Source organism: Aureimonas ureilytica (genome assembly GCF_001475935.1).
Classification (GTDB): domain Bacteria; phylum Pseudomonadota; class Alphaproteobacteria; order Rhizobiales; family Rhizobiaceae; genus Aureimonas; species Aureimonas ureilytica_A.
On record NZ_LDQA01000069.1, the window covers coordinates 36,367 to 50,827 of the forward strand.

The following is a 14,461-nucleotide window of genomic DNA, read 5'->3' on the forward strand; positions in this document are numbered from 1 at the left end:
CATCAGGGGAGGATACTCGGGCCGGGATGATACGAATGCGTATGGTTCGGCGTCGAATGGGCGGGGCACAGCTATGCAGCCGCACCGCGCCGTAAGGCGGGATACGGCAAAGCTTATAGCCATTCCGTCGCAGCTTCGCAAGACGGCGCGCACGAGGCCAGGAACGAAACAGGCGGGCCTCCCCAAGAGAAGACCCGCCTGCTTTTCACTGATGCTGACGATCAGGAAACCGATTTAGAAGAACAGGAAGATCACGCCGGCCAGCGCGAAGCCGATGAGGCCGATCAGGGTTTCCAGCACCGTCCAGGTCTTGAACGTGGTCTTCACGTCCATCTCGAAGAAGCGGCCGACCAGCCAGAAGCCGGAATCGTTGACATGGCTGAGCACGACCGAGCCCGACGCCAGCGCCAGAACCGTGGCGCAAAGCTGCACCTCCGAATAGCCCGCCGCCGCCACCGCCGGCTGCACGAGGCCCGCCGCCGTGATGAGGGCCACCGTCGCCGAGCCCTGCGCCACGCGCAGCGCGGCGGCGATCACGAAGCCCGCGACGAAGATCGGCATGCCCAATCCGTCCAGTGTGGTGGCGAGCGCATCGCCGATGCCGCTGGCACGCAGGATGCCACCGAACATGCCGCCTGCGCCGGTGATCAGCGTGATGGCGCAGATCGGCCCCAGCGAAGAGTCCAGAATGCCTTCCACCATCTTGGCCGTGCGACCGCGCCGGATGCCGAGCACATAGCTCGCCACCAGAACCGCGATGAGCAACGCGACGGGCGTTGCGCCGAAGGCGCGGCCGATCTGATACCAGGTGGCGTTCGGATCGACCCAGCCCTGCGCGCGGGAGAAATCGAGGCCGGTGTTCACGAAGATGATGGCGAGCGGCAGGAGAAGGATGCCGATCACCGTGGAGGGCTTGGGCGGGTTCGGGTCCTGCTCCACCTGCTTGCCGCCCGACAGGATGTCGGGCACGGGCAGGACGATGCGCTTGCCGATGAACGAACCGAAGATCTGGCCGCCGATCAGCCAGGCCGGAATGGCGACGAGAATGCCGAGCAGGATCAGAAGCCCGACATCGGCCTTCAGAAGCTCGGAGGCCGCGACCGGGCCGGGATGGGGCGGCACGAAGACATGCATGGCCGAGAAGGCCGCCGCCACGGGGATGCCGTAGAGGAGGAGCCCGCCGCCGAGCCGGCGCGCGACCGTGAAGACGATGGGCAGCATCACCACGAGCCCGGCGTCGAAGAAGATCGGAAAGCCGAACAGCAGCGAGGCGAAGCCGAGAGCGAAGGGCGCGCGCTTTTCGCCGAAGCGATGGATCAGCGCGTCCGCCAGCGACTGCGCGCCGCCCGAGACTTCCAGAAGCCGGCCCAGCATGGCGCCGAAGCCGATCAAGAGCGCGACGCCGCCGAGCGTCTGCCCGAAGGCTTCGGTGAGCACCGGCACGATCTTGGCCGGTGGAATGCCGGCGACGAGGCCGGTCACGAGGCTGACCATGGTCAGCGCCAGAAAGGCATGAATGCGGAACTGGATGATGAGAAGCAGGAGAAGCAGAACCGCAACCGCCGCGATGACGAGAAGCGGCCCGGTCCCCCAGACATGGGCGAGCGCCGTGGAATTCATTTCTATGCACCTGTGGGGCGGGGAGGGGGCGCCGCCCCACGTGGGGCGGGCGCGGAGGATCGGCGCGTCAGAGCGCGCGCAGCATCTCGGGGCGCAGGAGTTCGAGCTGGCGCAGGGCCTCGCTCACCACGCCATCCGGGTCCTGCTCGACGGAAACCTTGATCCCGTCCTCGTCGCCGTCCAGCGGCTCGAAATCGGCATATTGGGAGGCAAGGAGGGACGGGGGCATGTAATGGCCCTTGCGCTCGGCCAGACGCGCGCCGATCACGCCCTGAGGCGCATCGAGTTCCACGAAGCGCACCCGCGCCTCGGCCCCGCGCAGAATGTCGCGATAGCGCCGCTTCAGCGCCGAGCAGGTGATGACGGTGCTTTCGCCCATCCCCGCCTCGTCCGAAATCCAGTCCCGGATCGAGGCGAGCCAGGGGGCGCGGTCCTCATCGTTCAGGGGGATGCCGGCGGACATCTTGTCGATATTGGCCTTCGGGTGGAACTCGTCCGCCTCGGCGAACTTCCAGCCCAGACGCTGCGACAGAAGCTTGGCCGTGGTGGTCTTGCCCGTCCCCGAAGGCCCCATCACGACGAGGCACAGGGCGGGTTTGGAAGCGTTCGAGGGCACGGGCTTTCTCCGGAGCACGAGATGAGAAGGCGGACATAGGATCGTCCGCTCCATCGGTGCTAAATCACTCCCGGGCCGAGAAAAGCAAGTTGAACGTGTGGCCGGATGCTGGCGCGCCGGGGTTTGGGACCTGGGCCGGGCACCCATGGCAAAGCGTTGTCGCATCGGATGGGGAAGCGCTTGCCCAGGCCGAGCCTCAGCTCAAGGCGCTGCGACGAAGCGTGTCGCGGCTGATCTCGTGACCAGCGTCCGCGGCCCGCCGCAAGGGCGGGCCGATGTCGATCCTTCGATCAGAAGGGCTTGACGATCACCAGAATGACGATGGCGATGAGGAGCAGCGTCGGCACCTCGTTCATGAGGCGCCAGTGGCGGCTGGTCTTGGTCATCTCGTCCCGCTCCAGCTTCTTGCGCGCGGCCGAGAAATAGCCGTGCAGCCCGCTCATCAGAACCACCAGCGTGAGTTTGGCGTGCAGCCAGCCGCCCTGGAAGTGATAGATCTCGATCGCCAGCCAGAGGCCGGAAACCCAGGTGACCACCATGGCGGGGTTGACGATGGCGCGCATCAGGCGGCGCTCCATCACCTTGAAGGTCTCGGCTTGGGGGCTGCCGACGCCCGCCTCGGTGTGGTAGACGAACAGGCGCGGCAGGTAGAACATGCCGACCATCCACGAGATGACGGCGACCACGTGCAGGGCCTTGACCCAGAGCATGGCGTCCACCGGCACGAGTGCGAAGAGCAGCGCGGCCAGAACGGCCCCCACCCCCAGCGATACGAGAACCGAGCGATCTTTCGCAGGCGCGGCTGTGGCCATGATGCGTCTCCCTTCGCCAGCCGAAGCGGGATCGCCTCGGCATCGGACCATGGGGATCGAAGCCTGACGGATCGGATGCGCCGTCCTGAGCTCCTAGCCGATCCCAAGTCCGGCTTTCGAACGGCTCTAATCGAGAACCACGCCGCGCGGCAAGGCGACCGCCCGCGATCCAAAACCGCAGGCCCGCTCGCAAGAGCGGTCCTCGGCTTCCCTCACCAACATCGGAGACTATCCATGAATCCCCATGACGCTTTCATCGTGCTGACCGGCGGCCCCGGCGGCGGCAAGACGAGCTTGATCGAAGCCTTGACCCAAGAGGGCTTCCGCACCGCGCCTGAGAGTGGCCGGGCGGTGATCCGGCAGGAACTGGCGCGCGGCGGCTCGGCTCTCCCTTGGGACGACCGCGCGGCCTATGCGAAGGCCATGGCGGCGCGGGACAAAGCCGCCTATGAGGCCGCGCGCGGGGTAGGCGGCGTCACGATCTTCGACCGGGGCCTGCCGGACGTGCTCGGCTATCTCGCGCTCTGCGGCCTGCCCGTGCCGGATGATCTCGCCCGAGCCGCGCGTCGCCTGCGCTACACGAGCCCGGTCTTTCTCGCGCCCTTCTGGCCGGAGATCTATGCCGGCGACGCCGAGCGGCGGCAGGACGCAGCGGAGGCCGCCGAGACCGCCCGAGTCATGCGCTGGACTTACCAAGGGCTCGGCTACGAGGTCACGGACCTGCCGCTCGCGCCGGTGCCTAAGCGCGTGCGTTTCCTGCGGGAGCGGATGAGGCTCTAGGAAGCCCGCTGACGCACGAGGCGCATCAGATGCTCCACATGGGTGATCGGAGCGTCCGGCGTGATCCCATGGCCCAGATTGAAGACGAGAGGGCCATCGCCCAGTTGATCGAGGATGGCGTTGACGCCCTCCTCCAGCGCCCGGCCGCCGGCAATCAGCCGCAGCGGGTCGAGATTGCCCTGCACGGCGCCGCCCTTTTGAAGCCGGCGCGCCTGTTCGAAGGGCACGCCCCAGTCGAGGCCGAGCGCATCGACGCCGGTCTTCTCGCGGTAGGTGTCGAGGAAGGCGCCGGCCCCCTTGGGAAAGCCGATGATCCGGGCCCCCGGCACCATGGCGCGCAGGCGCTGCACGAGATGGCGCACCGGCGCGATGGCGAAGCGCTCGAAGCTCGCCTCGTCCAGAACGCCCGACCAGCTGTCGAAAATCTGCACGCAGTCCGCCCCGGCCTGAAGCTGGCGGGCGAGATAGTCGGCGCTCATTTCGGCCAGCAGCATGAGAAGCTCGTCCATGGCTTCGGGGTGCTCGTAGCCGAAGAGGCGCGCGGGGGCCTGCGTCGGCGTGCCATGGCCGGCGATCATATAGGTCGCGACCGTCCAGGGCGCCCCGCAAAAGCCGATCAGCGCCGTCTCGTCGGGCAGCGCGGCGCGAATGCGCGCCACCGTCGCGATCACCGGGGCGAGATGCGTGTCGGCATGGCTGGGGTCGAGGCTCGCGATCTCATGGGGCGCGATCGGGTCCATCATCGGTCCCTCTCCCTGCACGAAGCGCACATTGCGCTTTAGCGCGTCGGGGATCACCAGAATGTCGGAGAAGAGAATCGAGGCGTCGAAGCCGAAGCGCCGGATCGGCTGAAGCGTCACCTCCGTGGCGAGTTCGGGATTGTAGCAGAGATCGAGAAAGCTTCCCGCCTTCGCCCGGACCTCGCGATATTCCGGAAGATAGCGACCCGCCTGCCTCATGAGCCAGACCGGGGGAGGGAAGACGGTCTCGCCGGCGAGGACGCGCAGAAGCTTTCGCTGTTCCATGAGGAGCTTTCCAGAAGGCTCGTCGCGAAGGCCGTCGAGCCTTGGCGCTGTGGGGTCGTGGTTCAGCCCCGGACATGGCGGGGAACGGGCGCTTCGTCCAGCCCCGCCCGAAGGGCAGGGGCTTCCTCGCTTCGCTTTTTCCGATGCGAAAGGCGGGCGGGATCGCAGATCCCCAGCCCGCTCTTCCAACAAAGAAAGTCTTATAGAAAAGGATTCTGATTCTATGAGTCGGTGGATACTGGTAATTCACAGAGCCCCGCAAACGGCGCGGTTTTGCGCTGCGGCCCAGGCGTTTGCGCAGGGTCGGATTCCCTCAAGGATTCCAACGCTTGGAGGTGGCGGGCCGGAAGTTTCCCCCCGTTTTTCACAAGCCCTGCTCCACAAGGCGTCAGCGGCCTTCCTCTGTGGATGAAACAGGGGTTTTCCCGACCCCCTCTGTGAGCTCGTTTCGCTTACCCAAGCTTGTCCCCGGTTGCTCACAGGGGGGCAAGAATCCCGGTCATATCGGGCCCGTGACCTTGCTCCGAAAGCCGATCGGAGTCCGTCTCGTCATGATGAACGATTCTTAACCACAATGGCTCCCCGGCGCGTCATCTCCGCGTCACGGTGACGGGGCGATGACGGAGCCATTGAAACGGCTCTTGTTCTCGGGCGTGTTCCGACTTTAGGAAGCGTCCAGATTTGAATGGGAAACGAGCCGCATGGGCAAGCCGATCGTCCTGGCCTCGGGCAGCGTGCACCGACGCGAGCTTCTGCAAAATGCCGGGATCGACTTTGCCGTCGATCCCTCGACGCTGGACGAGCGCGCGCTGGAAGCGCCGCTGACCGAAAGCGGCGCCACGCCCGAGGACGTCGCTCTGATCCTCGCCGAGGCCAAGGCGGCCGATGTCTCGGAGCGCCATCCCGGCGCGCTGGTGATCGGCGCGGACCAGACCCTGTCGCTCGGCGACGAACGCTTCCACAAGCCCGCCGATATGGAAGGCGCGCGCCGCGCGCTCCTGAAACTGTCCGGGCGCACCCATGTCCTGTCGAGCGCGGTGGCGCTGGTGCGGGACGGCGAAACGCTCTGGCGTCATGTCGATCAGGCGCGCATCACGCTGCGCGATCTCTCGCCCGCCTTCATCGGCCGCTATCTGGCCGAGGTCGGCGATGCCGCCCTCTCCAGCGTCGGCTCCTATCAGGTGGAGCGCCAGGGCATTCAGCTGATGGAGCGCATCGAGGGCGATTTCTTCACGATCATCGGCCTGCCTGTCCTGCCTCTCGTCGCCGAGCTGCGCCGCCGGGGGCTGGTCGATGGCTGAACCCAAAGCCTTCGTCACGGGCTGGCCGATTCATCATTCGCGCTCGCCGCTGATCCATGGCACATGGCTGCGCGATCTGGGGCTTGGCGGCTCCTATGAGCGCATCGCGGTGGAGCCCGCCGCCTTTCCGGCCTTCCTCGCTAACCTCAGCGAAGCCGGCTTCATCGGCGGCAATGTCACCATCCCGCACAAGGAAGCCGCCTTTGTGGGCGTGGCCCGCCGCGACGGTGCGGCCGAGGCGATCGGCGCGGTCAACACGGTCTGGTTCGAGGGGGGCCAGCTCGTCGGCGGCAACACGGACGCCTACGGATTTGCCGCCAATCTGGACGAGCGCCTGCCCGGCTGGCGGGACGCCGAGGAGGCGCTGGTGCTCGGCGCGGGCGGCGCGGCGCGCGCCGTGGTTCATGCGCTGGCCGAGGCCGGCATCGGGCGCATTCGCATCGTCAACCGCACGCCCGAGCGAGCCGAGGCGCTGGCGGGCAGCTTCGCGCGGCCCGGCCTGGAGGTCGAAGGCGCTGGAGCCGAGCGCGAGGCGGCGTGGCTGGCGGGCGCCGATCTTGTGGTCAACACGCGGCCTTGGGGCGCGTGCGAAGCCGAGCCGGACCTCTCGGCTCTTGCACAAGCCGCGCTGGTGACCGACATTGTCTATGTGCCGCTCGAAACCCCGATCCTCAGGGCGGCGCGGCAGCGCGGGCATCGGACAGCCGATGGCCTTGGCATGCTGCTGCATCAGGCGGTACCGGGGTTCGAGCGGTGGTTCGGCCGGCGGCCGAGCGTGTCGGAAGAACTGCGTCAGGCGCTTCTCGCCGATATCGAGGCCGCACGCTGAACCGGGCATGGCCCGACGCCGGATTTTCGTAACGATGCGGGCGCGTTTTCGCCCCGCTTCGACGCCTTCGAAAGCCTGCGTCCATCTTTGGGGGCGATGCTCACGAGTTCCAGCGCGTTGGGGAGGGTCCACATTATGGACAATCGTAGTACCGCCTTTGCCGACCAGGGCGACATCTCCGACATCGAGACCGAAATCTCGGATGCGGAAGCGGCCATCGAGAGCCTGTTCGAAGCCTATGCGGCCGGGTTCGACGATTTCGACGCCGAGGCGATCCTCGCCTGTTTCCAGTTTCCGGTGACGATCTGGCAGTCCGGTCGCGGCAATGTCTTCAACGACGAGGAAGAGCTGGCCGAGAATGTCGATGCGCTGCTCGCCGTGTTCGAGCGCGAGGAAATCGTTCAGTCGCGCTTCGACATCGTCGAAGCGGCCGGCGACGACGGCGCGGCCTTCGCGGTTCTCGACTGGCGGCAGGAGCGCGACGACGGCGAGGCGGCGCTGGAGTTCCGCTGCCGCTACGCTTTGGTGCGCGACGAGACCGGCGCGGCTTGGCGGATCGCGCTCGCCGTGACGGAGTGATGTCAGCTTGATCCTCCTTGGGCTGACCGGCTCCATCGGCATGGGCAAGAGCACGACGGCGGCGATGTTCGCCGCGCGTGGTTGCCCCGTTCATTCCGCCGACGAGACGGTGCATCGCCTCTATGCCGGACGCGCCGCGCCGCTGGTGGAGGCGCGCTTTCCCGGCACCGCGCCCGCAGGCACGGTGGACCGTATCCGTTTGTCGTCGGCCGTTCTGAACGACGCAACCGCGCTGCGCGATCTGGAGGCCATCGTTCACCCCTTGGTGCGCGAGGAAGAAGCGCGCTTCGTGGAGGAGGCGCGGGCATCGGGCGCATCCGTCGCTGTCCTCGACATCCCCCTCCTGTTCGAAACGGGCGGCGAGGCGCGGGTGGACCGGGTCGTGGTTGTGAGCGCCCCGGCCGAGATTCAGCGCGCGCGGGTCCTGGCGCGGCCCGGCATGAGCGAGGCGCGCTTCGAGGCGATCCTCGCCAAGCAGATGCCGGACGCCGAGAAGCGCCGACGCGCCGATTTTTTGATCGACACCGGAAAGGGCATGGCCGAAGCCGAAGCCGAGGTGGAGGCGATCCTCGCCCGGCTGCGCGAGACGGCCAAAGACCCCCTTGCGCCGGCGCGCCGATCGGCCGAGATGAAGAGGCAGGACAGGGGGTCGGAACCTCTCTGACCATCTGGCCGGGGCGGCCCGGCGGGTCTTGTCCGCCCCGCTTCCGGCCAGCCCTGTCGATGCCGCCGGCATCGACTGCGTTTGCTCCCCTGCGGACCCAAAAGATCCCTCGCCGGCCCCTTCGTCGGCGCGTTGCCAGATAGCCTTCAAGGAACATCCATGCGCGAGATCGTCTTCGACACGGAAACCACCGGCCTCGACTTCGAGCAGGACCGCGTCATCGAAATCGGCGGCATCGAACTCTGGAACCACATCCCGACGGGCCGTGAGTTTCACAAGTTCATTCGCCCGGACGCTCGCAAGGTCGATCCCGCCGCTTTCGACATTCACGGCATCTCCGACGATTTTCTGAAGGACAAGCCGGTCTTTGCCGAGATCGTGGACGAGTTCGCCGAATTCTTCGAAGGCGCTGCGCTGATCGCGCATAACGCGGCCTTCGACATTCGCTTCCTCAATGCCGAACTGGCCCGTGTCGGCCGCCCCGCCATTCCGCCCGGCCTCGTGATCGACACGCTGCCCATGGCGCGGCGCAAGTTTCCGATGGCGCCCGCGACGCTGGATGCGCTTTGCTCGCGCTTTTCCATCGACACGACCAAGCGCGACAAGCACGGCGCGCTGGTCGACTCCGAGCTTCTGGCGCAGGTCTATATCGAGCTGATCGGCGGCCGGCAGTCGGCGCTGCGGCTCGACATGGACAATGACGGGCTGAACGACCGCGGCGTGGAGATTGTCCACTGTGCCGCCAAGCGCCCGGTGCCCTTGCCGCCGCGCCTGTCGGCGGCCGAAGACGAGGCCCATCGCCGCTTCATCGCCTCGCTCGGCGAGGGCTCGGCGTGGACCGCGCATCTGCCGCCCGTCGTGGAGGGCTGAGGCGAGAGGGCTCGAGGCGCGGTTTCTAGAGTTCGTCCGCTTCCACGCGGTTTCGCCCCGCCAGCTTGGCGCCGTAGAGAAGCGCGTCGGCGCAGGACAGAAGGCTCTGCGCCGAGATGCTGCGGCCACCGATCGCGCTGACGACGCCGAGACTCGCCGTGACGACGCCCGCTTCCGGCGACAGGTCGTGGGGAATGGCGAGCGCGGCGATGGCCGTTCGGATCGCCTCGGCGGTGTCGCGGGCCTCCTCCGGCGGCGTGCACGGCAGGATGCAGACGAATTCCTCGCCACCATAGCGCGCCGCCAGATCGACCGGCTTTCGCATCGCGGCGTCGATCGCCTGGGCGACCTGGCGTAGGCAGTCGTCCCCCGCGATATGGCCGTGATAATCGTTGAAGGCCTTGAAGTGATCGACGTCGAGCAGGATCAGCGAAAGCGGCTCGCCCGACTGCGCGTGGCGCTGAACCTCCTTCGCCAGGACCATATCGAAATGGCGGCGATTGGAAATCTCGGTCAGCCCGTCCGTGATGCTGAGCCGGTAGATTTCCTGGTGCAGGGCTTCCATCCGCGCTTCGGTCATCTTGCGCTCGGAAATGTCGCGCACGATGGCGCAATTATACTCCCGGCCGCCGAAGCGGACATAATGCGCCGTGATCTCGATCGGAACGGCCTGGCCCGACTTGTTGGTGTTGGTGCTCTCGATCTTGATGACGCCGACCCGCTTCAGCTCCTCCCAATGGCGATACCAATAGGCCTCGTCCACATCGGGATCGACATCGCAGACCCGCAGCTGCGAGAACTCTTCCGCGCTATAGCCGAGAAGCCGTGTCGCCGCCTCGTTGACGAAGACGTAGCGCCCATCGGGATCGGCCCAGATCACCATGTCGGCCAAGGCATTGATCGAATAAAGCGCGAGCGCCGAGCGTTCGGCCGAGGCGTCCAGGCGGGCGGCCCCGTCGTCAGCCAAGCCGGTGCGATCGCCTTGACGATCGGGGGACTCCATCATCACAACGTTCAGACGGGACAATCGAGCCTCTCCGCCCATGGGTTAGATTGATCTTCACTAGGTGGCTACGCAAGGGAAGGGAAGCGGAATCCCGACTTTTTCGATACGTGAAACGTGTATGAAAAAGGCGCCGCCGGTGGTGTCACCGGGGCGCCTTTCCAATCGGGTCAAACGATGGCGATCAGACCGTCTGGACCTGCGAGCGGGCGCGCTCTTCGGCCATGCGCTGCGTGAAGAGCGCGGCGAAATCGATCGGGTCGATCATCAGCGGCGGGAAGCCGGCATTGCGCGTGACATCGGCGATGATCTGGCGCGCGAAGGGGAAGAGAAGACGCGGGCACTCGATGAAGAGAACCGGCAGCATGTGCTCCTGCGGGAAGCCAGCCAGACGGAACACGCCGCCATACTGAAGTTCCACGTGAAACAATGTCTCGGCGCCTTCGCCGGCTTGGGCGTTCAGCGTGAGCTTGACGTCATACTCGTTGTCGCCGTCCTGCACGGGGACCGCGCCGACATTGACGCCGATATTGATGCCGGGGGCGCGGGGCTGCGCGCGCAGGACGCCGGGCGCCTGCGGGCTCTCGAAGGACAGGTCCTTGATGTACTGCGCCAGGATGTTGAGGCTCGGGGCCTCCTGCTGCGGCTCGGCGCCGTTGACGCCGTTCTGATGGGTCTCGGACATGAGGTCCTCGCGGAGTTGACTGGAGAAGAAACGCCGTTGACTCCGGCGCAGCGGATGGGGGCTGCGCTACCACGGCGCCGGGTGCGAAAACAAGAAGGGGCGGTGATCCGCCCCTTTCCGCTTCGTTTCGAACAGCGGGAGCCGGGTCCGCTCAGTGCAGCGTCGGCTTGTCGTCGGGCTTGCCGTCCGGTCCGTTGGGGCGGCGGAAGGGCTCGTCGCGCTCCAGCTGAATCCAGGGGCTGGAGCCGTCGGCGCGGCGCGCGAACTCGCCGTCCGTCAGATCCACCACATGCGGGCGCACCGGCGGGCGGGCGCCATAGCCCGGCGCGGTGGTGACGGTGATGCGACGGCGCAGGGCACGCCAGACGAGATCGCGCACCGGCGGCAGGAACAGCGCGAGGCCCACGATGTCGGACAGGAAGCCGGGGATGATCAAAAGGATGCCGGCCAGCGTGATCATCGCGCCATGCACGATCTCGCGCTCGGGCAAGCGCCCCGCTCGCGCCTCGGCCTGCGCGGCGCGCAGCGTCGAAAGCGTCTGACGCTTCAGAAGGCCAGCGCCCACCACCACGGACAGGATCACCAGAAGTAGGGTCCAGCCGATGCCGATATGGCTGCCGACCCAGATGAAGGTGCCGATCTCCAGAAGCGGCAAGGCCAGTAGGATGACCGGAACAAGGATCAGCGGCATGGCGGGTCGAACTCTCCTCCTCGAAAAGCGGGTGTCGTTTGCCGGGATCATTCCCGAACTTCGGCGGCCCGCTGGACAGGAGAACACATAAGACGCGTTTTCGTGAATTTGAATGCACGGCCCGGTGTCTCTATATGCTGAGTCGATCAAGTCTTCTTGCAGGGTAGATCCGGCTTCATGGGTTTCGGGACGATCTTTTTCATCGTGGTGGCGGCCGTGGTGCTGTATCAGCTCCGCAGCGTGCTCGGCCGTCGTACGGGCCATGAGCGCCCGCCCTACGACCCGTACTCCCGCACCAACGACAATGCCGTGGGGCGGCCTGAGGGCAATGTCGTGACGCTTCCCTCGCGCCGCGTCCCGGCCGAAGAGCCGGCCAATCGCTACGAGGCGATCGACAAGGCTGCGCCGATCGGCACGCCGGCCAATGAAGGTCTGCGCCGGATTCAGGACGCCGATTCCACGTTCGACATCGAGCAGTTCCTCAACGGCGCGCGCACGGCCTATGAAATGGTCGTGACGGGCTTTGCCGATGGCGACCGCAAGCTTCTCAAGAACCTCCTCTCGCCGGAGGTCTACCAGGGCTTCGAAACCTCGATCAACGAGCGCGAGGCGAAGGGCGAGCGGGTCCAGTCCTCGTTCGTGGGCATCGACAATGCCAGCGTCGTCGCGGCCGAGCTGAAGGGCCGCGAGGCCTTCGTGACGCTGCGCATCGTCTCCCAGCTCATCTCCGCCACGCTCGGCCCCAAGGGCGAAGTGGTGGATGGCGACCCCGAGACGGTGGCCGAAGTGCGCGATGTCTGGACCTTCGCCCGCGACACGCGCTCGCGCGATCCGAACTGGAAGCTGGTGGAAACCGAATCCGAGGAGTAGACCCCTCGGCAGTTCAAGGTTTCGACGCCATGTCTCCTCCCGATCTGCCGCCCTGGCGGCTCCTATCCTTCGAGGCGATGCCCGACTGGCCGGCTGTCGATCCGACGCCGGCCTTTCTGGCGTTTTCACGCTCCGCTCCCGCGCTTCTCTCCGCAGAGGCCGGCGCGCGGGGGGAGCCGTTTCGTGCGGCGGCCGAGGCGGCCTTGCGAGATCCCGCCCGTACCCCGGACGAGGCCCGGCGCTTCTTCGAGCGCTTCTTCCGCCCGGCGCGCTCTACGGACGATGCGCCGGGTTTCCTGACCGGCTATTACGAGCCCGAGCTTCCCGCCTCGCGCATGCGCTCGCCGGCCTTTCCCGTTCCGCTTTACCGCGCGCCGCCCGATCTCGTGCGCTTGCCCCCATCCGAGCCGCTGCCCGAGGGACTGGACGACGCGCAGGGCTTCGCGCGGCTGGATGCGTCCGGCCGCCTGGTGCCCTATCCCGACCGCGCGGCGATCGAGGATGGCTGGCTGTCGGCGCAGGGGCTGGAACTCGTCTGGCTGGCCGACCCCGTGGACGCCTTCTTCGTTCATGTGCAGGGCTCGGCCCGGCTGCGGTTGGAGGACGGCTCCACCCTGCGCGTCGGCTACAGCGCCAAGAACGGGCACCGCTTCACGGCGATCGGCCGCGTGCTGGTGGCTGAGGGCGAATTGCCGCTGGAAGAGGCCGATATGGCCGGCATCCGCCGCTGGCTCGCCGCGCACCCGGAGCGCGCGCCGGCCCTGATGCGCCGCAATCGGTCGTTCATCTTCTTTCGCGAGATCGAGGGCGCGGACCCCGAGGCCGGGCCGATCGGAGGGCAGGGCGTGTCGCTGACTCCCATGGCCTCGCTCGCGGTGGATGCCGGGTTCACCGCCTATGGCACGCCGATCCTGGTGGGTGCGCCCGAGCTGATCGTGGAAGGCGTGCCCTTTCGTCGGCTCGTCATCGCGCAGGACACGGGCTCGGCCATCATCGGCGCGGGGCGCGGCGATCTCTTCACGGGCTCGGGCGAGACGGCGGGTACGCTCGCCGGGATGATCCGCCATCCCGCGCGCTGGACCGTCCTCTTGCCTCTGGCGATGGGCGAAGCGCCATGAAGAAGCGCCGCTCCCGCTCCCTGTCGCAGGAGGAGGCCCGGCTCTGGGTCTCCATCGCGCGCACCGCGACGCCGCTCAAAGGCAAGGGCCTGCCCGACCTGCCGGAGGAGGACATTGCGCCACCTCCCCCTCCGCCGCCCGTGCATCCTAAGCCACCCACCACCAAAACCCGCGTGCGCGCCGATATGGATCTGCCGCAGGCCTGGAGCGCGCCGCCCAGTGCCGCATCCGGCCCCGCGCCCTCGGCTCCCTCGCGCCTGCCACCACTGCATCCGATCGAGCGGCCCGTCCGGCGCAAGATCGGCAAGGGCCGCATCGCGCTGGACGATCGCATCGACCTGCATGGGCAGACCGAGGCGACGGCCCATGGCATTCTCCTGTTCTTTCTTCGGCAGGCGCAGGTCAGGGGGCTGCGGCATGTGCTCGTCATCACCGGGCGCGGCGCGTCCTTCGGCTCCACCGGCACCTTGAAGCGCGCCATGCCGCACTGGTTCGCGACGGGCGAATTCCGCTCGCTCGTGGCCGGCTACGAGCCCGCCGAGCGTGGCCATGGCGGCGAGGGGGCCTTCTATGTCCGGGTGCGCCGGAAATGACCCCCTTTGGCGAAAAGCTGCGGGAGCTGCGCCGCGAGCGCGGCATCACGCAGGGCCAGATGGCGGCGGCGCTGAACGTCTCCTCCGCCTATCTCTCGGCGCTGGAACATGGCCGGCGCGGTCGCCCGAGCTGGGATCTGCTCCAGCGCATCATCGGCTATCTCAACGTCATCTGGGACGATGCGGAGGAGCTTCAGCGCCTCGCCGCCCTGTCGCATCCCAAGGTGACGGTGGAAACGGGCGGGCTCAGCCCTGAGGCGACGACGCTCGCCAACCGGCTGGCCGAGACGATCGGCACGCTCGCACCCGAAGATATTTCCGCGCTTCTGGCGCATCTGGAAGAAGCCGCCGCGCGCGCAGAAATCTTGCGCCGGGCGCGGCGCCAGCGCCGTTGAGAGCCTGATC

The 14,461-nt window shown here is 67.2% G+C and carries 17 protein-coding genes; 10 read left to right on the forward strand and 7 right to left on the reverse strand.

Going from position 1 to position 14,461, the window contains the following annotated elements; translation table 11 throughout:
• Nucleotides 1–234: 234 nt before the first annotated feature.
• The 3 genes from NS365_RS20800 to hemJ all read right to left on the reverse strand — a co-directional run bounded on the left by NS365_RS20800 (nucleotide 235) and on the right by hemJ (nucleotide 3,048).
• Nucleotides 235–1,620: a GntP family permease gene (locus NS365_RS20800; RefSeq protein WP_058602209.1), complete on the reverse strand. Its 1,386-nt coding sequence runs from the start codon at nucleotides 1,618–1,620 to the stop codon at nucleotides 235–237.
• 67 nt (nucleotides 1,621–1,687) lie between these two features.
• Complete coding sequence (locus NS365_RS20805) at nucleotides 1,688–2,236, reverse strand: gluconokinase (protein WP_306302828.1); 549 nt, start codon at nucleotides 2,234–2,236, stop codon at nucleotides 1,688–1,690.
• A 290-nt stretch (nucleotides 2,237–2,526) separates the two neighbouring features.
• Entirely contained in the window at nucleotides 2,527–3,048 is a 522-nt protein-coding gene (hemJ, locus tag NS365_RS20810; RefSeq protein ID WP_058602211.1) for a protoporphyrinogen oxidase HemJ, read from the reverse strand.
• Nucleotides 3,049–3,282: 234 nt separating this feature from the next.
• On the opposite strand from hemJ, the gene NS365_RS20815 reads away from it, so the two are divergent.
• Nucleotides 3,283–3,828 (forward strand): AAA family ATPase, encoded by a 546-nt coding sequence (locus NS365_RS20815; RefSeq protein ID WP_058602212.1) that lies wholly within the window; start codon nucleotides 3,283–3,285, stop codon nucleotides 3,826–3,828.
• Here NS365_RS20815 and hemE read toward each other — a convergent pair.
• Nucleotides 3,825–4,853 (reverse strand): uroporphyrinogen decarboxylase, encoded by a 1,029-nt coding sequence (gene hemE, locus NS365_RS20820; protein WP_058602213.1) that lies wholly within the window; start codon nucleotides 4,851–4,853, stop codon nucleotides 3,825–3,827. The two genes, NS365_RS20815 and hemE, sit on opposite strands and share 4 nt — an antisense overlap.
• A gap of 701 nt (nucleotides 4,854–5,554) precedes the next feature.
• On the opposite strand from hemE, the gene NS365_RS20825 reads away from it, so the two are divergent.
• From NS365_RS20825 to dnaQ, 5 genes are all read left to right on the forward strand, one after another.
• The gene (locus NS365_RS20825) at nucleotides 5,555–6,154 is read left to right on the forward strand and encodes a Maf-like protein (protein WP_058602214.1); all 600 of its coding nucleotides are present in this window, start codon (nucleotides 5,555–5,557) and stop codon (nucleotides 6,152–6,154) included.
• Nucleotides 6,147–6,983, forward strand: coding sequence for a shikimate dehydrogenase (locus NS365_RS20830; RefSeq protein ID WP_058602215.1), 837 nt, complete (start codon nucleotides 6,147–6,149; stop codon nucleotides 6,981–6,983). The genes NS365_RS20825 and NS365_RS20830 overlap by 8 nt, the downstream gene beginning before the upstream one ends.
• 135 nt (nucleotides 6,984–7,118) lie before the next feature.
• Nucleotides 7,119–7,562 carry a hypothetical protein gene (locus tag NS365_RS20835; RefSeq protein ID WP_058602216.1) on the forward strand — a complete coding sequence of 148 codons (444 nt, stop codon included), beginning with the start codon at nucleotides 7,119–7,121 and terminating at the stop codon, nucleotides 7,560–7,562.
• A gap of 7 nt (nucleotides 7,563–7,569) precedes the next feature.
• Nucleotides 7,570–8,226 (forward strand): dephospho-CoA kinase, encoded by a 657-nt coding sequence (gene coaE, locus NS365_RS20840; RefSeq protein ID WP_082684759.1) that lies wholly within the window; start codon nucleotides 7,570–7,572, stop codon nucleotides 8,224–8,226.
• Nucleotides 8,227–8,385: 159 nt separating this feature from the next.
• Nucleotides 8,386–9,096, forward strand: a complete 711-nt coding sequence (gene dnaQ, locus NS365_RS20845) for a DNA polymerase III subunit epsilon (RefSeq protein WP_058602217.1) — start codon at nucleotides 8,386–8,388, stop codon at nucleotides 9,094–9,096.
• Nucleotides 9,097–9,121: 25 nt separating this feature from the next.
• Here dnaQ and NS365_RS20850 read toward each other — a convergent pair whose 3' ends face one another.
• From NS365_RS20850 to NS365_RS20860, 3 genes are all read right to left on the reverse strand, one after another.
• Entirely contained in the window at nucleotides 9,122–10,123 is a 1,002-nt protein-coding gene (locus NS365_RS20850; protein ID WP_244498520.1) for a GGDEF domain-containing protein, read from the reverse strand.
• Nucleotides 10,124–10,283: 160 nt separating this feature from the next.
• Complete coding sequence (gene secB / locus NS365_RS20855) at nucleotides 10,284–10,784, reverse strand: protein-export chaperone SecB (protein ID WP_058602218.1); 501 nt, start codon at nucleotides 10,782–10,784, stop codon at nucleotides 10,284–10,286.
• 151 nt (nucleotides 10,785–10,935) lie between these two features.
• A complete protein-coding gene (locus tag NS365_RS20860) occupies nucleotides 10,936–11,475 on the reverse strand; it encodes an FxsA family protein (RefSeq protein WP_058602219.1) in 540 nt (179 codons plus the stop codon).
• Between the two features lie 177 nt (nucleotides 11,476–11,652).
• Between NS365_RS20860 and NS365_RS20865 the strand changes: the two genes are divergently transcribed.
• From NS365_RS20865 to NS365_RS20880, 4 genes are read left to right on the forward strand one after another with little or no spacing between them, the layout of a single operon-like run.
• Complete coding sequence (locus NS365_RS20865; RefSeq protein WP_058602220.1) at nucleotides 11,653–12,345, forward strand: Tim44/TimA family putative adaptor protein; 693 nt, start codon at nucleotides 11,653–11,655, stop codon at nucleotides 12,343–12,345.
• A gap of 29 nt (nucleotides 12,346–12,374) precedes the next feature.
• A complete protein-coding gene (gene mltA / locus NS365_RS20870) occupies nucleotides 12,375–13,463 on the forward strand; it encodes a murein transglycosylase A (protein ID WP_058602221.1) in 1,089 nt (362 codons plus the stop codon).
• Entirely contained in the window at nucleotides 13,460–14,056 is a 597-nt protein-coding gene (locus NS365_RS20875) for a Smr/MutS family protein (protein WP_058602222.1), read from the forward strand. Before mltA ends, NS365_RS20875 begins: the two co-directional genes overlap by 4 nt.
• On the forward strand, nucleotides 14,053–14,451 hold the full coding sequence (locus tag NS365_RS20880; protein ID WP_058602223.1) for a helix-turn-helix domain-containing protein: 399 nt from the start codon (nucleotides 14,053–14,055) through the stop codon (nucleotides 14,449–14,451). The genes NS365_RS20875 and NS365_RS20880 overlap by 4 nt, the downstream gene beginning before the upstream one ends.
• Nucleotides 14,452–14,461: the final 10 nt, after the last annotated feature.